This window comes from Rhodopseudomonas boonkerdii (assembly GCF_021184025.1).
Lineage (GTDB): Bacteria > Pseudomonadota > Alphaproteobacteria > Rhizobiales > Xanthobacteraceae > Tardiphaga > Tardiphaga boonkerdii.
Genome location: NZ_CP036537.1, coordinates 1,293,234 through 1,312,433, shown reverse-complemented (window position 1 = coordinate 1,312,433; position 19,200 = coordinate 1,293,234). Strand labels below are relative to the sequence as shown.

The window sequence follows — 19,200 nt, the reverse complement described above, 5'->3', positions numbered from 1 at the left end:
GATCGCCAGTGCTGGCCGGCCGCGCAACGCCTGACGGCGTGCCACCGCGACGGTTTTTGGCCGAGGGACCGTGCTTCCGGGTACTGGAAGCTGGCAGGTGCCCTGCCATCGGACCGGCTTTCGCCAGCCGTCATCCGCACCCGTCCAGCCGCAAGCGGCAGAGCCCCGTAGTGGGCCCGGACGGTGACCCCAGGCCTCCCGAGTGCGAGGGATACGTCCTCCCCCGCCCGCAGGCGCCGCATCTCGCCCCGCTCAAAGACGCCTCATGAGAGCGCCCCTCGCGAACAAGACGGGAGGGATATAGGGCAATGAGAGGAATATTGTCAAGAACAAAATAGGAACAACCGTGCGACTACGCGCCCTCCCTCCAGCGGCGTAGCCGCGCAGCGGGGAGGGAGATTGCTGGCTTCGGCGTGTCGATGCCAACAAAAAACGGCCGGGCAATTGCCCGGCCGTTTCAAACTCACTCCCAACCACGCTTACGCCTGACTGGCGACTTCCTTGCCGAGCGCCGCCTGTGCTGCGGCGAGGCGGGCGATCGGCACGCGGTAGGGCGAGCACGATACGTAATCGAGACCGATCTCATGGCAGAAGGCAACCGAAGCGGGATCGCCGCCGTGTTCGCCGCAGATGCCCATCTTGAGGCCCTTGCGGGTCTTGCGGCCACGTTCGACGCCGATCTTCACCAGTTCACCCACGCCTGACCGGTCCACCGAGATGAACGGATCGACGGTAAGAATGCCCTTGGCGATATAGGTGCCAAGGAAACTCGCGGCGTCGTCGCGGCTGATGCCGAACGTGGTCTGGGTAAGATCGTTGGTGCCGAAGGAGAAGAACTCCGCCGTCTCGGCGATCTCGCCCGCCATCAGCGCGGCACGCGGCAATTCGATCATGGTGCCGACGGTGTAGTTCAGCTTGCCGCCGGTTTCCTTGCTCACCGCCTGGGCGGTGACGTCGATGCGCGCCTTGATGAGATCGAACTCCACCTTGGTGGCGATCAGCGGCACCATCACTTCCAGCGCCACCGCGTCGCCGGTGCGCTTGGCGGCTTCGACCGCAGCTTCGAACAGCGCGCGCGCCTGCATCTCCGCGATCTCCGGATAGGCGATCGCCAGACGCACACCGCGGAAGCCGAGCATGGGGTTGAATTCGGCGAGTTCACGCGCACGATCCGCCAGCTTGCGCGGATCGGTGTTCATGACGCGCGCGACTTCCTCGATCTCGCCCTGGGTGTGCGGCAGGAACTCGTGCAGCGGCGGATCGAGCAGACGGATCGTGACCGGCAGGCCGTGCATGATCTCGAACAGCTCGACGAAGTCGGCGCGCTGCATCGGGAGAAGCTTGGCGAGCGCGGCACGACGCGCCTGCTCGTCTTCAGCCAAAATCATCTCGCGCACGGTGCGGATACGGGTCTCTTCGAAGAACATGTGCTCGGTGCGGCACAGGCCGATGCCTTCGGCGCCGAACTTGATGGCGGTGCGGGCATCCTCCGGCGTATCGCCGTTGACGCGGACCTTGAGTTTGCGGACCTTGTCGGCCCAGCCCATCAGGGTCGCGAATTCACCCGACAGTTCCGGCTCGATCATCGGCAGGCGGCCAGCCAGCACCTGGCCGGTGGAGCCGTCGATGGTGATGATGTCGCCCGCCTTGAACACGCGGCCGCCGATCGACATGGTGCCGCGGCCGTAGTCGACGCGGATGGCGCCGGTGCCGGAGACGCAGGGCTTGCCCATGCCGCGCGCGACCACTGCCGCGTGCGAGGTCATGCCGCCGCGGGTGGTGAGGATGCCTTCCGAAGCATGCATGCCGTGAATGTCTTCCGGCGAGGTCTCGATACGGACCAGGATGACCTTCTTGCCATCGGCCTGCAGTTTTGCCGCTTCATCCGACGAGAACACGATCTCACCCGACGCAGCGCCCGGCGAAGCCGGGAGGCCCGTCGCGATCACGTCGCGCTCGGCGGAGGGATCGATGGTCGGATGCAGCAGCTGGTCGAGCGCTGCGGGATCGATGCGGGTCACCGCGTCCTTCTGCGAGATCACGCCTTCATTGGCGAGCTCGACCGCGATGCGGATCGAGGCCTTGGCGGTGCGCTTGCCGTTGCGGGTCTGCAGCATCCACAGCTTGCCCTGCTCCACCGTGAATTCGAGATCCTGCATGTCACGGTAGTGCTTCTCGAGCTGCTTGTAGATGCGGGTCAGCTCCTTGAAGGCCTCCGGCATCGCCGATTCCATCGACGCCTTGTCGGAGCCCGACTCGATGCGCGCTTCCTCGGTGATGTCCTGCGGGGTGCGGATGCCGGCGACGACGTCCTCGCCCTGCGCGTTGATCAGGAATTCGCCGTACAGCTTGCTCTCGCCGGTCGACGGATTTCGCGTGAAGGCGACGCCGGTGGCCGAGGTATCGCCCATATTGCCGAACACCATGGCCTGCACATTGACGGCCGTGCCCCAGCTTTCCGGAATGTCGTGGAGCTTGCGATAGGTGATCGCGCGCTGGTTCATCCAGGACGAGAACACGGCGCCAATGGCTCCCCACAGCTGGGCATGCGGATCCTGCGGGAAGTCGTTGCCGGTCTCGCGGGCGACGGCGTCCTTGTATTTGCCGACAAGGTGAACCCAGTCGTCACCATCAAGATCGGTGTCGAGCGAATAGCCCTTGTTATCCTTGTAGGTATCGAGGATTTCCTCGAAATGATGGTGATCGAAGCCGAGCACCACGTCCGAATACATGGTGATGAAGCGGCGATAGCTGTCATAGGCGAAACGCTTGTCGCCGGAGAGTTCGGCCAAGGCCTCGACGGTGACATCGTTGAGGCCGAGATTGAGCACGGTGTCCATCATGCCCGGCATCGAGGCGCGGGCGCCCGAGCGCACCGAGACCAGCAGCGGGTTCTTGTCGTCGCCAAACGACTTCCGGGTGAGCTTGCCGACCGCCTCGAGCGCCTTCTCGACCTGCGCCTTCAGTTCCTTCGGATAGGTGTTCTTGTTGTCGTAGTAATAGGTGCAGACCGAGGTCGGAATGGTGAAGCCGGGCGGCACGGGCAGGCCGAGATTCGCCATTTCGGCGAGGTTGGCGCCCTTGCCGCCGAGCAGGTTGCGCATATCCGACTTGCCCTCGGACTTGCCGCCGCCGAACGAATAGACCCACTTGCCGGCCTTGATGGCCGACGATGCGGGCTTGGCGGCCTTCGCCTTGTTCACCTTGGCCACGACCGCTTTTTTCGCCACCGGCGCCTTTGTAACGGCCTTCTTGGCCTTGACCGGCGCCCTCACAGACGCCTTCACAGACGCCTTGGCCTTCGCAGCGGATTTCGCAGGTGCCTTCAATGCCTTGCGGGCAGCGGGGGCAGCCTTTGCAGCTGCCTTGGACTTCGCGACGGCTTGCTTGGCAGCCTTCTTGGACTTCGATGCGGTTTTGGCCATGGTTCTCAATCGATCCGGCGAGAGGATGGAGACAGGAAGGAACCGCCTTACACCACGTTTCAGCGACGTGGTGCAAGCGACGGTGCCGGTAGCTTGTTAAGGAAATGCGTGTCGGAATTTAGCCGATCTTCAGCAGCCTGAAGACGCCGAGGCCGACCAGGCCGATGAAGATGAGATAGATCGCGACGATGAAATTCAGCAGTCGCGGCATCAGCAAAATCAGAACACCGGCGACGAGGGCGACGATCGGCTGGATGTGAGCTGCCGTGATGGTCATGGGAATCTCCGATGCGGTGATGCGATTCGGCGCCCTGCGCGCCGCGGGGACAAGCAGCATGAAGACGCGCCGCGCATCAATGGGTTCCCGGTTGCAACGCTGCAATGCACCGAAAACCGGCATCGGGACCCACAATTTCCGGAACGATCATGGATCGCAGGCATTGGCCGTTGGTGCAATGGCAAACGGCTGGATGGGCAGCTCCGGCGGAGCAAGCCGGATATCGTTATCAAGGAGATGACCATGCGTAGGACACTGATTACGGCTGCCGCCCTGATGGGCATGATGGCCGCACCTTTTGCCGCGCAGGCCCAGGGCGTCACGGTCGGGGTTTCCGGCGGCGACCGGGTGATCGTCGATCAAAACGATCCCGACGGCATCAGCGTGCAGGAACGGCCCGCCTTCCGCGAATATGTGGTGCGAGAGCGCCTGCCGACCTTCACGGTGCCGGATCGCATCGTGGTGGGCGCCACGCTCCCGGAATCCGGCGTGACCTATTATGACGTGCCGCAGAGCGTGGCGACCACGCCCTATCGCTTCACGGTAGTGAACGGGCAGACGGTGCTGGTGGAACCCCGCTCCCGCCGCATCGTGCAGGTGGTCGACTGACGTCGCATCCCGGGCGCGATGCAGCGCGTAGCGCTGCGGAGAACCGGGATCGTCCTGATCGCCGGAGCCGCGTGCGGGACAAAAAGACCAGAGATTCGTGCGGGCGCTGGCGACGGCGACCGGGCGAAGAAGCCCCGCCCCGGTTCTCCCCCTGCCGGGCGGGGCTTTTTGTTTCGGGTGCGTCCACACCCGTCCCTCATGGTGAGGAGGCGCGCAGCGCCGTCTCGAACCATGAGATGGCCTGGCTCAGAGTGTGCAGCCATCCTTCGAGACGCGCGCAAAGCGCTCTCCTCAGGATGAGGGGAGAGTGAGTTGCAACGGCTATCCACCCTTCAGCATCGACAAAATATTGTTCGTCGATTTATACGCCGCCACCGCATTGTCACGGAAGGCCGGTGTCCAGTTGGACGCGAGACGCTCCTCGGCGCTCATGCCGGAATAGACATTGAGAATGCCGAGACTGAGTTGCGAGGGATCGCCGCTCTTCTGGCTCGCCTGCAGCGCCTCGAGGATCGCCGCGCGATTGCGCGCATCGAGGGTCTGCTTGGCCGCAAAACTCTCTTCCTTCGAGAACAAGCCATCCTGATTGAGCGACATCGCCGACAGCGAACGATTGTCGATGCCGGAGAGATCGGCCATCTGACCCGTCTTACGGCCGGCGTCGAACACCAGCTCACCCTTGCCGCTATCCTTGGCCGCCTTGGCCTGCGCATCGAGCACGGCGCGCACGGCCTTGGCGACATCGCCGATGCTCTTCACGGGCTGGGCCGTATCGGGCTGCGCGAGATAAGCCGCGACGGGATCGTTGGCGATCCCCAACGGCGCCTTGTCCGGCGTCCGCTGCGTCGCCTGCACGCCCTTGGCGACGGCATCGCGCTGCGCCGCCCACAGCGCGGTGGCCTTTTCCTCGGGACCGGCCGCATCGAGATAATCCGCGGCGGCCTTGTAGAGACCGGCGAAATTGCCCGTCAGCTTTGCCGTGCCGGCGGCCGGCGCCATCGCGGCGTTGAAGCGCTGGGTGAGTTCGGCGCTCGCGGCCTTCTGCTCGTCGCTCGTGAACTTGCCGCCATTGTTGGTGGAGATGGCGAACAGCGCCCGGCGATCGAGCGAGGCGAGATCGACGGTCGGCTTGCCGCTCGCATCATACGGACCTTTGACCTTGGCAGCAGCGTAGAGCCCGTCGAGCGCCGTGCGGCTGTCTGCGATCACGGCAGCGATGCTCTTGGCATCGCTCGAACTGGCGAGCTGCGCGCGGGCCGCCTCCGACAGCGTCAGATTGGTCGCTGCGGACGAGGATGACGACGCGCTCTCATTGGCGTTGAGCGCATTGGCCAGCGAGGGCTGCGTGGCAGCGGCACGCGCATAGGCGGAGCCGTAATTGGTGTAGGGATTGAGACCGGTATTGACCGAAGTCATGAGCAGGCGCGCTCCATGGGACGGTTAAGAAACCGTTGATGGAACCGGACCTTTTCAGGGGATGGTTAATGAAACGTAAATGTTTCAGGAGATGTCGGGATATTTCTGAAAGCCGTCATATCAGGACGGCCTTCGCCTACAGGACGACAAACGCTTCAAAACAGTCCGGCGCTGAGATCGCGCCCATAGGTCAGCGACAGGATCGACACGAACAGCGCCGCTGCCGCAAACCATAAACAGTGGACGAGAGCGCTGCGTATCCATGCCGCTCCGACCGCTGACCGTTTCGCAGATACCGACATAAGAACCTCCATCTTGCTCACCGTGATAGGTGCGGCGAGCTGACGCAGAGGTTCAAACTTAAATATCGGACGCCTCAGTCCTGAATCTTCGAGAAATCCGCGACAGCACGCGTGGCGGCGCGGATTTCGTTGAGCAGCTTCAGGCGGTTTTCGCGCACCGCCGCGTCGTCGTCATTGACCTTTACCTTGTCGAAGAACGCGTCCACCGCGGGACGGAGCTTTGCCATCGCCGCCATGGCGCCGGCAAAGTCTTCCTTCGCCACCGCGGCACTCGCTTCCGGCCCGACTTCGGCAATCGCCTTGGCCAGCGCCTTTTCCTCATCGAGCTTGAACAGCGACGCATCCGGCGCGCCGTCGAAGCTGCGCTTGTCCTTCTTCTCCTCGATGGCGAGGATGTTGCTGGCGCGCTTGGTGCCGGCGAGCAGGTTCTTGCCATCGTCGCTGTCGAGGAATTTGCCGAGCGCCTCGACGCGGCGGACCACCATCAACAGATCATCCTGACCGCCGAGTGCGAACACCGCATCGACGAGATCGTGACGCGCGCCTTGATCGCGGAGCTGGACTTTCAGGCGATCGGCGAAGAAGGCGAGGAGATCGATCGCATCAGCTTCAAGCTTCACAGCCGTAGCATTCGCGTCCTTCTCAATCCGGTTATTGTCGTTTTCGAGAAGTTCAACAACGGCCAACGCGAGCTTGGGTCCATTCGTCTCACGAGCCAGTTTCATCAAGGCAGCTTCAATACCCGCGAGGGACTGATAGCCCAGCGCATGCGATACGCCAATCCCAGCAATGTAAAGCGCTTTGAATAGACTAAACTTCAGCTCATTAGCCGTTAAAAGTCTCACTACACCCAGCGCAGCGCGGCGCAGCGCGAACGGATCTTTAGAGCCCGTCGGCTTTTCGTCGATAGCCCAAAAACCGACCAGCGTATCTAGCTTATCAGCTAGACCCACCGCGACGCTGACGGGATCGCTCGGCACACTGTCTCCCGCACCCTGCGGCTTCCAGTGTTCTTCGCTCGCGGCAGCGACAGACGCATCTTCGCCATGGGCCAGCGCGTAATACTTGCCCATCAAGCCTTGCAGTTCGGGGAATTCACCGACAACCTCGGTGAGCAAATCCGCCTTCGCAAGTTGTACCGCACGTTTGGTCTTTTCAGGATCGGCGCCGATCTGCAACGCGATCTCTACAGCCAATTTTTCGATGCGCTTGATGCGCGCCGCCTGCGTGCCGAGCTTTTCGTGGAACACGATCTGATCGAATTTCGGCAGCCGGGCTTCCAGCTTCGTCTTCAGGTCGGTCTCATAGAAGAATTTTGCATCGCTCAGGCGCGCGCGGATGACGCGCTCGTTGCCGGCGATGATGGCGGCGCCACCGTCCGTGGCTTCGATGTTCGCCGTGAGGATGAACTTGTTGGTGAGCTTTTCCGTCTTCGGATCGCGCACAACAAAACACTTCTGGTTGGCGCGGATCGTCGCGCGGATCACCTCGTCAGGGATCGACAGGAAGTCCGCGTCGAACGAGCCCATCAGCACCACCGGCCATTCGACCAGGCCGGACACCTCGTCAAGCAGCGCGGGATCCTCGACCAGTTCATAGCCCTGCGCGAAGGTGAGCTGGCGCGCGTCGGCCAGGATGATCTCCTTGCGGCGCTCGGGATCGAGCACGACCTTGGCCTGATACAGTTTCGCGACGTAATCGTCGAAGCGGCGCACCTCGATCTCGCCGGGGGCGAGGAAGCGGTGGCCCCGCGTGGTCTGGCCGACGGGGATGCCGCTGAGATCGAACGTCACGATCTCCGGCTCCTCGGTCTCGATGCCGAAAGTGGCGACGATGGAATGCAGCGGACGCACCCAGGTCAGCGCGCTCGACTTCGCCGAGAGTTCGCCCCAGCGCATCTGTTTCGGCCACGGGAAGGTGCGGATCACCATCGGCAGGATTTCGGCGAGCACGCCGATGGCCGGCTTGCCCGGCTTCTCGGTGAGCGCGATGTAGAAATCGCCCTTGGGATCGCGCTGGATTTTGGCTTCGTCGATCGATGTGAGGCCGGTGGCTTTCAGGAAGCCGGCAATGGCGGCTTCGGCGCCGCCGACGCGCGGGCCCTTGCGCTCCTGCTTGAGGTCCGGCTGGCGGGCGGGAATGCCGTGCACGGTGAGCGCGAGGCGGCGCGGCGTCGCAAACGCCTTGGCGCCTTCATAGACGAGGCCGGCATCGACCAGTTTGTCGGTGACCATGCGGCGCAGGTCTTCCGCCGCCTTGGCCTGCATGCGGGCGGGGATTTCTTCGGAGAACAGTTCGAGGAGAAGATCGGGCATCAGGCAGCGCTTCCGGCTTCGGTGTGCACCCATGCTTCGCCGCAGGCTTTCGCCAGTTCGCGGACGCGCATGATGTAGCTCTGGCGTTCGGTGACCGAGATCACGCCGCGCGCATCGAGCAGATTGAAAACATGGCTGGCCTTGATGCACTGGTCATAGGCCGGCAGCGCCATCAGATGCTGTTCGCGCTTGTCATTCGCCCAGCCGGCATCGAGATACTTTTTGCAAGCGGCCTCGGCCATCCTGAACTGCTCGAACAGCATCGCGGTGTCGGCGTGTTCGAAATTATGCCGCGAATATTCCTGCTCGGCCTGCAGGAAGACATCGCCATAGGTCACTTTCTCGGCGCCTTCGCGGCCGTTGAAATTGAGATCGTAGACGCGGTCGACGCCCTGCACATACATCGCTAGGCGCTCGAGGCCGTAGGTGAGCTCACCCGCGACAGGGGCGCATTCGACGCCGGCGACCTGCTGGAAGTAAGTGAACTGCGAGACTTCCATGCCGTCGCACCAGCATTCCCAGCCGAGACCCCAGGCGCCCAGCGTCGGGCTCTCCCAGTCGTCCTCGACGAAGCGGACGTCATGCAGGGCGGTGTCGATGCCGATGGCCCTCAGCGACTGCAGATAGAGATCCTGCAGGTTGGCCGGCGAGGGCTTCATGATCACCTGGAACTGGTAATAATGCTGCAGCCGGTTCGGGTTCTCGCCATAGCGGCCATCCTTCGGCCGGCGCGACGGCTGCACATAGGCGGCCTTCCACGGCTTCGGGCCGAGGGCCCGGAGCGTTGTGGCCGGGTGGAAGGTGCCGGCGCCCATTTCCATGTCATAGGGCTGCAGGATCACGCAGCCCTGCTCGGCCCAGAACCGCTGCAGAGCGAGAATAAAACCCTGGAACGAACGTTCCGGGCGCATATGCGGAGGCAGGGAGTCCGTCATGGTCTTGGGTATATCCGGGCCGGTTTTTCGGGATGTCGCCGTCGGATTCGCCAGGAAACGCTGAGAGCGGTTTCAGGACGGATCGAAGCGCGCGGACCGTATCCACGCGGGCCTGTGGAATCAAGGCGATACGCCGCAGGACGGAACGAAAGCCGACCATGGGGCGTTGATCCGGCGAACCCCAAGAATGCTGCCGGCCACGAGGACATGCCCGTCCTCGGCCGGTTTTTTCTTTACCTCTCCACGCCGGGGAGAAGTTAAAAAGAGCGGCCAGCGTTTTTACCCCGGCCGATAGGCGCCGGTGACGGGATCGCGGCGGAGGGTCCTGGCTTCGGGGGCCGATGTCTCGGTAACGCGGGCTTCACGGGCGGCATCCAGTTCCGCATTCACACGCTTCACGGTGCGATAGGCCCAGCGGACCACGGCAGCGCTTCCGAGCGCACCCGCAATGGCGACCAGCGGCGGCATTTTGGTGTCCTTGCTCATGACGAGCCCCCTTCCCGGCAATCTCGCTCAACTGCTGGCGCGGGACAATGGCAATTTGGGGTGTGAAGGCCCTGCGATCTGAAAGTCTTGCCCCACGCGCCACCCCTCATCCTGAGGAGCGCGCAACGCGCGCGTCTCGAAGGATGACGGCGAACTCGGAGTCAAGCGATCTCATGGTTCGAGACGCGCGCAAGAGCGCGCTCCTCACCATGAGGGGCGGGTGGGAGTCACCACCATAATCAAATTCCGTAGCGCGACCACAGGGCACGGGTTTCCAGCGTGGTCACGATCTGGTCCGGCAGATCGGCCACCCCGCCGAGCTCCAGCTGCGCGCCGCTGGAGGATTTGCGGCCGAGCAGGCTTGACAGCATGCCCGTGGGCTGTGCGATGACCGGCATCTTCACCTCGTCGCCATAGCGGGAACGCAGTACCGAGCGCAGATCGCCGATGGCATCGACCAGCCCATATTCGACGGACTTCTCGCCGGCCCAATAGGCGCCCGAGAACAATTCGTCCTCCGGCCCCTTCAGCCTGCTGCCGCGGCTCTCCTTTACGAGACCAATGAAGATCCGATGGATCTCACGCTGGAGCGATTTCAGGCGCGCGACGTCATCGGGGTTTTCCGGCTGGAACGGATCGAGCATCGCCTTGTGCTCACCGGCCGTATAGAGCCGCCGTTCGACGCCGATCTTCTTGATCAGCTCCTGAAAACCGAAGGTGCCGCCGACTACGCCGATGGAGCCGACGATGGATGACGGATCGACGAAGATCTCGTCACCGGCGCAGGCGATCATGTAGCCGCCGGAGGCGGCGACATCCTCGACGAAGACGAACACCGGCAGCTTCTTCTCGGCAGCGAGCTGGCGGATGCGCAGATAAATTTGCCGTGATTGCACCGGCGATCCGCCGGGCGAATTCACCACCAGCGCAACGGCCTTCGCGTTCTTCGTCGCGAAGGCTTTGTCCAGCAATTTTCCGATGCCGGCGAGCGACATGCCCGGCCGCAGCGGCGTCACCGCGCCGATGGTGCCGGACAAACGGACCACCGGGACCACCGATGTCGCGCGACGGAAACGCGCAGGCAGCAGCCTTGAGATCGCCGCTTTCAGACTGGATTCGCTCATGCAGAGTTACCTTGAGATTAACCGTATTTTATCACGCGCCTGTCATTGAACCGGCAGAGACTTTCAGCGTTTGCAAACCATAATGGACAAACGCGCCTTGGGAGAGAACATGAAGATCTATCTGCTGATGCTGATCATCGGCACGCTGCTCACGGCGATCCATTTTACGTCCACGCCGCAGAAGCATTCCGGGACAGCTCCTCAATAACAAGCATGTGTGCGTCGCCTAGAGCGACGCCCATGGAAGAACGGCCTGCCCTTCCAGGATGTGCTGGATATGGGCGTCGGGCGCGCCCTTCGCATCCCGAAGCGCTATGCCGGGGTGAATTGCCGCAGGCGCCTTCCCCCCTTTCACAGCACGCACGAGAATCCGAATCGCCGGCGCCGACGCCCCGCCATGCACCGGCATCAGCGCGAGCGAGCCAAAGCCGCGATCGAGCACCCCGAGCACCTCGGCGATGCCATCGGCACGCCAGATCATCGTCAGCACGCCATTCGATTTCAGCACGCGGCGCGCGGCGTGGACCCATGTCGCGAGCGTTTCCCCGGCCGCGACATGGGCGATCTCGCGCGTCCTGTCCGGCGAGGCGCGATGGCGCGCGGGATCGTTGAAGGGCGGATTCATCAGGATGACATCGGCGCTGTCCGGCGGCAGGCCGGCGGCGGCGAAAGTCTCCGCATCCGCCGCAAGATCGAGGGTGATCACATCGGCATCGATGCCATTGGCCTCCGCATTGTGGCGCGCGAGATCGGCAAAGTCCGGATTGATTTCGATCAAAGCGAGCGCGACGCCAGGCACACGTTTGGCGACAGCGAGCCCGGCCGTCCCGACCCCTGCACCGAAATCCACCACCCGCTGGCCACGCCGAGCCGCTGTCGCCGCCGCCAGCAAAATCGCATCGTGACCGGCACGGTGGCCGGAGGCAGGCTGCCGGAGCAGCAATGTGCCGCCCAGCACCCGATCGTCGGTGGTGGCGATCGCCTCGCGCATCACTCGCCCTCGGCGCGCAATTCATGCGCGAGCCCGGCCTCGGTCAGAAGCGCGCGGGCCTGCCTGACATCATCCTCATGCACGAGAATCCGGCGCGGAATGATCCCGAGAGAGCCTTCCAGCACACTCATATTCTGATCCAGCAACAGATGATGGATATTGGCGCCGTCGAGCAATGCGCCCACCGCAGAGACCAGCACCATGTCGTTTGTCCGCATGATTTCGCGCAATTGACCACCATTCTCCGTTCATGGCCGGTATATCTGGATTTGGCTCGGGTTCCCTAGCCCTTGCCGCGTCCCGGCGCAGTTCCTATTCTGCGGACATATTGTCTAACCGGCCCAGCCCGCGCATGAATTTACATGATTTTCGCGCGAATTCGGCCTATCAGGGCCTGCATGCTGGCCGGCCACGGCCGGCTGCGCAGCGACCTCAGAATTCGGAGACTATAGCGTGGCGGTGATTGTTCCCTTCGAAAGTCACGCGACAGCGTCGATCGATCAACTCGTCAGCCTCGTTGCCGGCGACATGGAGCGCGTGAACGCGACCATCCTGTCCCGCACCGGCTCCGACGTCACCATGATCCCCGAAGTCGCCAACCACCTGATTTCCTCGGGTGGCAAGCGCCTGCGCCCGATGCTGACCCTCGCAATGGCCAACCTGACCGGCTACACCGGCGACGGCCACATCAAGCTCGCCGCTGCGGTCGAGTTCATGCACACCGCAACGCTGCTGCATGACGACGTGGTCGACCAGAGCGAACTGCGCCGCGGCAAGCTGTCGGCACGCATGCTCTGGGGCAACGAGGCCAGCGTTCTCGTCGGCGACTTCCTGCTGGGACAAGCCTTCCGCATGATGGTCGAGGTCGGCTCGCTGCGCGCACTCGATATTCTGTCGTCGGCTGCCGCCACCATCGCCGAAGGCGAAGTGATGCAGCTCGCCGCCGCCAAGAACACCGCCACCACCGAAGACGAATATCTCGCCGTCATCCGCGGCAAGACCGCCGAACTGTTTGCCGCCGCCTGCGAAGTCGGGCCGGTGATCGCCAACCGGCCGAAGGCCGAGCAGACCGCCTGCCGCTCGGTGGGCATGAATCTCGGCATCGCCTTCCAGCTCGTCGATGACGTGCTCGACTACGGCGGCAAGGCCGCCAAGCTCGGCAAGAATGTCGGCGATGACTTCCGCGAGGGCAAGATCACGCTGCCCGTGGTGCTCGCCTTCCGCCGCGGCAACGACGCCGAGCGCGCGTTCTGGATCAAGGCGCTGGAGCGCGGCGAGATCGAAGACACCGATCTCGATCACGCCATCGGGCTGATGACCAAGCACCGCGCGCTGGAAGACACCATGAGCCGCGCGCAGCATTACGGCGCCATGGCCGTCGATGCGCTGGCGCTGTTTCCGTCCTCGCCGATGAAGACGGCGCTGGAGCAGGTGGTGGCGTTCTGCCTGGCGCGGACGCATTAGCCACGCGCTCTTTCAGGCCCCACACTCCACCCTCATGGTGAGGAGCGCGCCACTTGGCGCGCGTCTCGAACCATGCGTCCCGGGCTCCCGCTTTCCGACGATCGACGTGTTGCGATCCGCACCGGACCTGAGCCTGTCCGATTATCTCGCAGATATCGCAGACATATGCGAATGCGCGACGACGCCCCTCTCCATTTGCGACAGGCGATCAGGGATGAGGTCGTATGTGGCTGTCGCGCCGTAACGCTCGGGTGCATGAGGATCCCGGCGTACACGGTCGAAGGCAATCACCCGCGTACCTAATGCAAACGCCTCCTTGAGATCATGGGTCACCATCAAGATCGTCATGCCGCTCTCGGCCCAAATCCCACGCATCAATTCATGCATGCTGAGCCGCGTTCCCGGATCAAGTGCGCCGAACGGCTCATCGAGAAGAAGAACTTTCGGCTGCCGCGCAACCGCCTGCACCAATGCCAGCCGTTGCTGCATGCCGCCCGATAGCGCGCCGGGATACTGCGAACAGTGCTGAGCCAATCCCACTCCTTCGAGCAGTGCCAGGGCTTTCGCCCGGGCCGTCTGTTTCGCGGCGCCAAACAGACGGCCAAGCCAACGGCTTTGCTCCAGCTCGAACGGCAAAAGAACGTTCTCCAGGACCGTCAGGTGCTGAAAGACCGAATAGCGCTGAAATACGACACCACGATCGGCGTCAGGCTCGCAGGGGAGATCTTGTCCACCGAGCAGGATCTGCCCCTTCGTTGGCCTTTCCTGCCCCATGAGCATGCGAAGGAAAGTGCTCTTCCCGCACCCCGAGGGGCCGACCAGAGAAACAAATGCGCCGGAAACGATGTCGAGATTCACGCGCTCCAGAATGATCCGGTCACCGTATTCTTTCCAAAGGTTTCGGACTGTTATCGCGGTCACGACGAACCTCCCCGTTGAGCGTTCCAGGGAGCCAGCCGGACACTGACGTACTTCAGAACCAGATCGAACACGAAGGCGAGGATCGTGATCCACACGACGTAAGGCAAAATGACATCCATCGCGAGGAAGCGTCTAACCAGGAATATCCGATAGCCCAGCCCTTCCTCGGATGCGATGGCCTCGGCAGAGATGAGGAACAGAAAGGCCGGGCCGATCGCGAGCCTGAGCCCATCGATCAGACGCGGCAGGGCCTGAGGAATAGCGATGCGAAGGATGTAGTGCAAAGTCGATGCCCCAAGACTCTGGGCCTTGATGATCTGCTCATGGGGCGTGGCCGCCAACATGAAGGATAGATCGCGGACCAGAAAAGGCGTGATGCCGATCGTGATCAGCGCAATCTTGGATGCCTCGCCAAGGCCGAAGGTCAGAAACAGAATGGGCAGCACGGCCATGGGCGGAATCATTGACAGCGCCGCAATGAAAGCTCCGAAGCTGGACCGGATCACAGGAATGGTTCCGAGGGCAATTCCCAGAATGAGCGCCGACGACGAGGCAATCGCCATCGCTATTGCAAGACGCGTGAGACTCGCCGCCGTATCGGACCAAAGGAGCAATTTCCCGGTTCGCTTCTCTGGAACGAATGCATAGCGCGTCATCGCATCGAACATCTCTGCCAATGTCGGCAACAGCTTGTTACCCGCCGCGCCCGTTGCGTGAACTCCCGTCATCGCCACGTAGAAAAGAACGACAAGAGCGAACGGCGTCAAAGCAAGAAACGCTCCAGTGGTCGGGTGCGGAACGATCGACATGAAACGTCGCCGCCTCCGATACATGCTCTGTGCCACCTGCCTCTCCTAGTCTTTCAGACGACCCTCGGCGGCCATCAGCGCATAACTGGCGTCGAACCGCAGCTTCACGTTTTTGGGGTTTCCCAACACAGTGCCTCCGTCGAAGGAGATCCCGACAACATCCTTGTCCGCGGCCTTCTCGCCCAGAAGCCCCTTGTCGAAAGCAAAGGAACGGACCCGGTCCATGGTGGTGACAAGTTCCGGGCTTCGTACGAATGCGACGGCATCCTGAGCACTCCCGAACATGCGCGTGGTTGCAAGCTGGCGTTCGATTTCAGCCGCTGTTGTCCCGGAGAGACGCGCCATATCTTCGCGCGCACGCTGACCGACGTCGCCCTTGTCGAGCACATTCGTCATGACGTCGTACCAGATGCCGGCGAGCGCCTTGCCAAAAGCAGGATTGTCCCGGAGGACCTCCGTATTGGCGAACAGACCGTCGATGATTTCGCCGGGGATTTGACTGGAGTCGAACACGACCTTTGCGCCCCGGACGGCCTTGACGTCTGCGAGCTGCGGATTCCAGGTCACCACGGCTCGGGATTCGCCGGAGTGAAATGCGCTGGCGATATCAGCATCGGACGTATTGACGACGGTCACGTCGCGTTCCGACAAACCGTTTTTCTCAAGCGCACGCGCAAGCAGATAGTGGGAGACTGACAGCTCAACCAGGTTGACGCGCAGCCCTTTGATATCAGTCACCCCGCTGCCGCTTTTCAGAACAACGGCATCGTTTCCGTTCGAGAGGTCACCGACGATGAGAGCCGTCGTATCGAGACCGTTTCCCGATGGAACGGTGAGTGCATCCATGTTCGTTGCAGTCACAGCGTCATAGCGTGTCGCCGTGTATTGATTGAGCGCTTCGGCATAGTCATTCACTTGGGTGAAATCGATCTTGATCCCGTATTTGTCCGACCATTTCGCCGCAATGCCGGACTCGACCGCGTAAGGCCATGGCATGAATCCGACATAGACGATCCAGGCCACCTTGAATTCTTTCTTTGGGCCCTGGGCGCTGGCGGAGTGGTGGGGCAACAGAACAATCGCTATGGCAAGTAAGAGTCGAGCGGCCTGCGTCATGACGGAACTCCTTTCATCGGTTGACCTTCCCGCTCCATCAGCTCCGAAAGAACATCGGGATGACGCAGGCATGTTTGGTTCTGTTGCGGTATCCTGGATTACTTTTTCTTCCGGCCGAGCAGCTCGCGCATCAAACCAACAAGCCGCTCCGAATCGATCTCTGGCCGGACGACGCGCGCCACCATCACGCCATCGAGGAAAACCGATACAAGGGACGCCAGATCAGCGGCCTGCGGACGCGTGAGTTTGCCATCCTGAAGCAGCGCGTTCGCGAGAAGCTCGACTTCCGTGGAGTAAAATCGCGATATCGCTTCGTCCGTCTGGGCCGACCGACGCCCTGAATGGGCGTAGTCCAGCACGATCTTGAGAAAGCGCGTGATCTCTCCAAAGAGCAGGAGATTGCTGGATAGCCAGGCTTCCAGACTGTCGGCGCCGCTCTGCGTGCGCCTTATCCGTTCGTAAGCCGACAAGGCGTCTGCGAGTGCCTTGCGGACCACAAACTGAAAGAGATCATCCTTGTCTGCAAAATAATAATAGATGAGTGCGGGATTGACCCCGGCGGCCTCGCCCAACTCCTTCGTCGAAACGGCGGAAAATCCGGACTCCGAGAATAATTTCAAGGCAACGGCGGCAATCGCATTGCGCCGCTCCTCGTTCGGCACCTCAAGCGGAGGCCGCCCCACTTTTCGCGCAGGCTTGCCTTTAGCTTTCGCCGCAAGAGCGCCCTCATCGGCCACCACGCTCGATTTTTGATCGAGACTCCCGGCTATGGTTTGGGAGAGCTTCTTCGCGCCCATGCGTTTTTTATCGGTCATGCAGCATCACCTTTCGCCGAATGAGGCGGGCATTGAACCAGCGGCCACGTCTCGGCCTGGGCCTGCTCCAGCACGGTTTCCAGATCTTGCACAAGCCGGTCCAGCATCTGCCGCCCTGCGGCGGCCGTTGCTTCGGAAGGGCGCCCGACCACGCCATTCGCCGTCACCGCAGGCATTGCATAACGCCAGAGCCGCCCGGCAGTCACATCCGTGACATCTTCCGCCCGATCCATCTGAACGCCCTGCGGCTCGATCGCCAGCACCATCGATGTTTCAGCTACATTCGCGTGGATGTCCGCGCCATCGCTCGTGTAGATCCGGTGGGCCTCATTCGAGATCTCCCAAAGCCCGCGATTCGCGAAGCGCACGCGCGGATATTCATAACGAAGCTGAAGAATGGCGCTTTCGATGGACGGAGCGTTCGTGGCATGACCGGAGACAAAGAGCAATCGATCGATGCCGGTACCGTCGATCGCCCAGCGAGCGACTTCGCACAGAACCTTTGCAAGCGTTCCAGGCGAAAGCGACACGGTGCCCGGCCAGGCCTGCGTATGACCATAGGAGCAGCCGTAGGGAAGCGCCGGCAGCATCGGCACATTGCATCGGTGGCACGCCTCACGACAGACCGTTTCCACCAGAAGTGTATCGGTCCCGGTCATGAGATGCGATCCGTGCTGCTCGGTCGCCCCGATCGGGAAGACCGCCAGAGAGCGTCCGGCAGTGCGGACCAAGTTGCCCAATTGAGGTCCCGTCGATTGCGCCCAGGCCGTCATATCCGCTCTCCTTGTTCGAAAGCATCCCGCTCACGCTCAAACGAAAGCCAGATACTGCTCACGCTCGGTTGGCGTGACGGCATAGAACTGGGCTTCCCATTCCTTCTTCTTTTGCGCCACGAAAATATCGACGAAGGCCTCGCCGAAAGCATCCCTGGCAAACGTGCTCGCTTCCAATGCCTCCGTCGCTTCGAGCAAGGTGCGCGGCAGGCGCCGCAGATTGCGGCCCTTCGAACGGGGATTGTCCTCGAGGTAGAGGTTTTCATTCAGAGGCCGGCCCGGATCGCCGCGGTTTTCGAGACCATAGAGCCCGGCGTGGAGGCTCAGTGCCGTCGACAGATAGAAATTGGCGCTCATGTCCGGCGTGCGATTCTCGATGCAGGGCCGGTTCATGGGAAGACGCAGCATGGCCGAGCGGTTGTTACTGCCATAGGCCTGCAGCACGGGCGCCCATGACATATCCGGCATGTCTCCTCGTGCGATCAGTCCCTTGTAGGAGTTGTAGCTGGGGCACGTCACCGCGCAGAGCGCTTCCGCATGATCGAGCAGTCCACCGATGAAATGAAGGGCCTCGTCGGTTGCTTCGAGTCCGTAGCCGCGGGCAAGCTCGCCTACTGGACGTCGTTTGATATCGAAGAGATTTTCATTGGTTCGCGTATCCATCAGCGACATGTTGTGATGGGCACCAGAGCGGAAATCGCTGCTGAACGGCTTGGGCATGAAGCTGGCGACGGCTCCGAACGAACGAACGACATTTTTCACCATGAAGCGGAAGAACGTCAGACGATCAGCGGTCGTCAACGCGTCGGCATAACCGAAATCGATCTCGAACTGGCCGTGCCCGCCCTCTTGATCGAACGAGTAGAGTCCCCATCCCAGTTCATCGACATAGCGCGTGAGCTGCTCCAGCAAAGGCGTGGCAAGGAACGTCTGATCGAGATCATAGGCAGGCGTGCTGCCCCGGAAGGCTTCGGTCTGGAAGGGCGCAAAGCCGTCGGACATTTTCCGGTAGACGTAAAATTCCGGTTCGATGCCGACATTGAAAGCAAGTTTCTTCGATGCAGCCTTCTCCAGCGCCTTCTTGAGAATAACGCGGCTGCTATTTGCATAGGGCTCGCCGTGATAGTGAAGGTCGGACGCAAACCAGCAATATCGCTTGTCCCAGGGCAGGATCGTCGCGGTCGCCAGATCCGGAACGGCGGCACATTCGTCGAATTGCGGGCCGATCAACCCCATGCCGTCCAGCGCACCGACCGTAAAGAGCTCCGAGCCGCGCGCCATATCCTCCAGATGGCTGATCGGAACGCATTTCGTCTTCGATATTCCGTGAATATCGACATAGCTGGCGAAGCAATATTCGACGCCCTGGCTGGTCAGTTTCTTCTGCAGGTCGGCTGCTTCCTGGTGTCCGTGCATGATCAA

General features: G+C 62.0%; 17 protein-coding genes. 2 read left to right on the top strand and 15 right to left on the bottom strand.

Going from position 1 to position 19,200, the window contains the following annotated elements:
• Window positions 1-479: 479 nt before the first annotated feature.
• Both ppdK and E0H22_RS06080 read right to left on the bottom strand, forming a co-directional pair.
• On the bottom strand, window positions 480-3,425 hold the full coding sequence (gene ppdK / locus E0H22_RS06085; protein ID WP_233024752.1) for a pyruvate, phosphate dikinase: 2,946 nt from the start codon (window positions 3,423-3,425) through the stop codon (window positions 480-482).
• A gap of 118 nt (window positions 3,426-3,543) precedes the next feature.
• On the bottom strand, window positions 3,544-3,702 hold the full coding sequence (locus E0H22_RS06080) for a DUF3096 domain-containing protein (protein ID WP_233024751.1): 159 nt from the start codon (window positions 3,700-3,702) through the stop codon (window positions 3,544-3,546).
• A 243-nt stretch (window positions 3,703-3,945) separates the two neighbouring features.
• Here E0H22_RS06080 and E0H22_RS06075 point away from each other — a divergent pair, with 243 nt between their 5' ends.
• Window positions 3,946-4,311: a DUF1236 domain-containing protein gene (locus E0H22_RS06075; protein ID WP_233024750.1), complete on the top strand. Its 366-nt coding sequence runs from the start codon at window positions 3,946-3,948 to the stop codon at window positions 4,309-4,311.
• Window positions 4,312-4,632: 321 nt separating this feature from the next.
• Here E0H22_RS06075 and E0H22_RS06070 read toward each other — a convergent pair whose 3' ends face one another.
• From E0H22_RS06070 to E0H22_RS06040, 7 genes are all read right to left on the bottom strand, one after another.
• Window positions 4,633-5,727 carry a hypothetical protein gene (locus E0H22_RS06070; RefSeq protein ID WP_233024749.1) on the bottom strand — a complete coding sequence of 365 codons (1,095 nt, stop codon included), beginning with the start codon at window positions 5,725-5,727 and terminating at the stop codon, window positions 4,633-4,635.
• 376 nt (window positions 5,728-6,103) lie between these two features.
• Window positions 6,104-8,344 carry a glycine--tRNA ligase subunit beta gene (glyS, locus tag E0H22_RS06065; protein ID WP_233024748.1) on the bottom strand — a complete coding sequence of 747 codons (2,241 nt, stop codon included), beginning with the start codon at window positions 8,342-8,344 and terminating at the stop codon, window positions 6,104-6,106.
• Window positions 8,344-9,279 carry a glycine--tRNA ligase subunit alpha gene (locus E0H22_RS06060; protein WP_233024747.1) on the bottom strand — a complete coding sequence of 312 codons (936 nt, stop codon included), beginning with the start codon at window positions 9,277-9,279 and terminating at the stop codon, window positions 8,344-8,346. The genes glyS and E0H22_RS06060 overlap by 1 nt, the downstream gene beginning before the upstream one ends.
• A gap of 279 nt (window positions 9,280-9,558) precedes the next feature.
• Complete coding sequence (locus tag E0H22_RS06055; protein ID WP_233026164.1) at window positions 9,559-9,747, bottom strand: hypothetical protein; 189 nt, start codon at window positions 9,745-9,747, stop codon at window positions 9,559-9,561.
• Between the two features lie 257 nt (window positions 9,748-10,004).
• Entirely contained in the window at window positions 10,005-10,889 is an 885-nt protein-coding gene (locus E0H22_RS06050) for a S49 family peptidase (RefSeq protein ID WP_233024746.1), read from the bottom strand.
• 226 nt (window positions 10,890-11,115) lie between these two features.
• Entirely contained in the window at window positions 11,116-11,880 is a 765-nt protein-coding gene (locus tag E0H22_RS06045; protein ID WP_233024745.1) for a tRNA1(Val) (adenine(37)-N6)-methyltransferase, read from the bottom strand.
• The gene (locus E0H22_RS06040; protein WP_233024744.1) at window positions 11,880-12,110 is read right to left on the bottom strand and encodes a putative signal transducing protein; all 231 of its coding nucleotides are present in this window, start codon (window positions 12,108-12,110) and stop codon (window positions 11,880-11,882) included. The genes E0H22_RS06045 and E0H22_RS06040 overlap by 1 nt, the downstream gene beginning before the upstream one ends.
• A 223-nt stretch (window positions 12,111-12,333) precedes the next feature.
• Between E0H22_RS06040 and E0H22_RS06035 the strand changes: the two genes are divergently transcribed.
• Entirely contained in the window at window positions 12,334-13,344 is a 1,011-nt protein-coding gene (locus E0H22_RS06035; protein ID WP_233024743.1) for a polyprenyl synthetase family protein, read from the top strand.
• Between the two features lie 141 nt (window positions 13,345-13,485).
• Here E0H22_RS06035 and E0H22_RS06030 read toward each other — a convergent pair whose 3' ends face one another.
• From E0H22_RS06030 to E0H22_RS06005, 6 genes are all read right to left on the bottom strand, one after another.
• Window positions 13,486-14,265 (bottom strand): ABC transporter ATP-binding protein, encoded by a 780-nt coding sequence (locus E0H22_RS06030; RefSeq protein WP_233024742.1) that lies wholly within the window; start codon window positions 14,263-14,265, stop codon window positions 13,486-13,488.
• Window positions 14,262-15,074, bottom strand: a complete 813-nt coding sequence (locus E0H22_RS06025) for an ABC transporter permease (protein WP_233024741.1) — start codon at window positions 15,072-15,074, stop codon at window positions 14,262-14,264. The genes E0H22_RS06030 and E0H22_RS06025 overlap by 4 nt, the downstream gene beginning before the upstream one ends.
• A 45-nt stretch (window positions 15,075-15,119) precedes the next feature.
• Window positions 15,120-16,190, bottom strand: coding sequence for a putative urea ABC transporter substrate-binding protein (locus E0H22_RS06020; RefSeq protein ID WP_233024740.1), 1,071 nt, complete (start codon window positions 16,188-16,190; stop codon window positions 15,120-15,122).
• Between the two features lie 98 nt (window positions 16,191-16,288).
• Complete coding sequence (locus E0H22_RS06015) at window positions 16,289-17,005, bottom strand: TetR/AcrR family transcriptional regulator (RefSeq protein ID WP_233024739.1); 717 nt, start codon at window positions 17,003-17,005, stop codon at window positions 16,289-16,291.
• Entirely contained in the window at window positions 17,002-17,778 is a 777-nt protein-coding gene (locus E0H22_RS06010) for a creatininase family protein (protein ID WP_233024738.1), read from the bottom strand. Before E0H22_RS06010 ends, E0H22_RS06015 begins: the two co-directional genes overlap by 4 nt.
• Window positions 17,779-17,814: 36 nt before the next feature.
• Entirely contained in the window at window positions 17,815-19,194 is a 1,380-nt protein-coding gene (locus tag E0H22_RS06005; protein ID WP_233024737.1) for a glutamine synthetase family protein, read from the bottom strand.
• Window positions 19,195-19,200 lie beyond the last annotated feature (6 nt).

What these genes read in the sequence shown, in the direction of transcription:
- glyS (WP_233024748.1), bottom strand. Translation starts at nt 8,344, where the DNA reads ATGCCCGATCTTCTCCTCGAACTGTTCTCCGAAGAAATCCCCGCCCGC.
- ppdK (WP_233024752.1), bottom strand. Translation starts at nt 3,425, where the DNA reads ATGGCCAAAACCGCATCGAAGTCCAAGAAGGCTGCCAAGCAAGCCGTC.
- E0H22_RS06005 (WP_233024737.1), bottom strand. Translation starts at nt 19,194, where the DNA reads ATGCACGGACACCAGGAAGCAGCCGACCTGCAGAAGAAACTGACCAGC.
- E0H22_RS06010 (WP_233024738.1), bottom strand. Translation starts at nt 17,778, where the DNA reads ATGACGGCCTGGGCGCAATCGACGGGACCTCAATTGGGCAACTTGGTC.
- E0H22_RS06045 (WP_233024745.1), bottom strand. Translation starts at nt 11,880, where the DNA reads ATGCGCGAGGCGATCGCCACCACCGACGATCGGGTGCTGGGCGGCACA.
- E0H22_RS06050 (WP_233024746.1), bottom strand. Translation starts at nt 10,889, where the DNA reads ATGAGCGAATCCAGTCTGAAAGCGGCGATCTCAAGGCTGCTGCCTGCG.
- E0H22_RS06060 (WP_233024747.1), bottom strand. Translation starts at nt 9,279, where the DNA reads ATGACGGACTCCCTGCCTCCGCATATGCGCCCGGAACGTTCGTTCCAG.
- E0H22_RS06080 (WP_233024751.1), bottom strand. Translation starts at nt 3,702, where the DNA reads ATGACCATCACGGCAGCTCACATCCAGCCGATCGTCGCCCTCGTCGCC.
- E0H22_RS06075 (WP_233024750.1), top strand. Translation starts at nt 3,946, where the DNA reads ATGCGTAGGACACTGATTACGGCTGCCGCCCTGATGGGCATGATGGCC.
- E0H22_RS06020 (WP_233024740.1), bottom strand. Translation starts at nt 16,190, where the DNA reads ATGACGCAGGCCGCTCGACTCTTACTTGCCATAGCGATTGTTCTGTTG.
- E0H22_RS06055 (WP_233026164.1), bottom strand. Translation starts at nt 9,747, where the DNA reads ATGCCGCCGCTGGTCGCCATTGCGGGTGCGCTCGGAAGCGCTGCCGTG.
- E0H22_RS06070 (WP_233024749.1), bottom strand. Translation starts at nt 5,727, where the DNA reads ATGACTTCGGTCAATACCGGTCTCAATCCCTACACCAATTACGGCTCC.
- E0H22_RS06015 (WP_233024739.1), bottom strand. Translation starts at nt 17,005, where the DNA reads ATGACCGATAAAAAACGCATGGGCGCGAAGAAGCTCTCCCAAACCATA.
- E0H22_RS06025 (WP_233024741.1), bottom strand. Translation starts at nt 15,074, where the DNA reads ATGTCGATCGTTCCGCACCCGACCACTGGAGCGTTTCTTGCTTTGACG.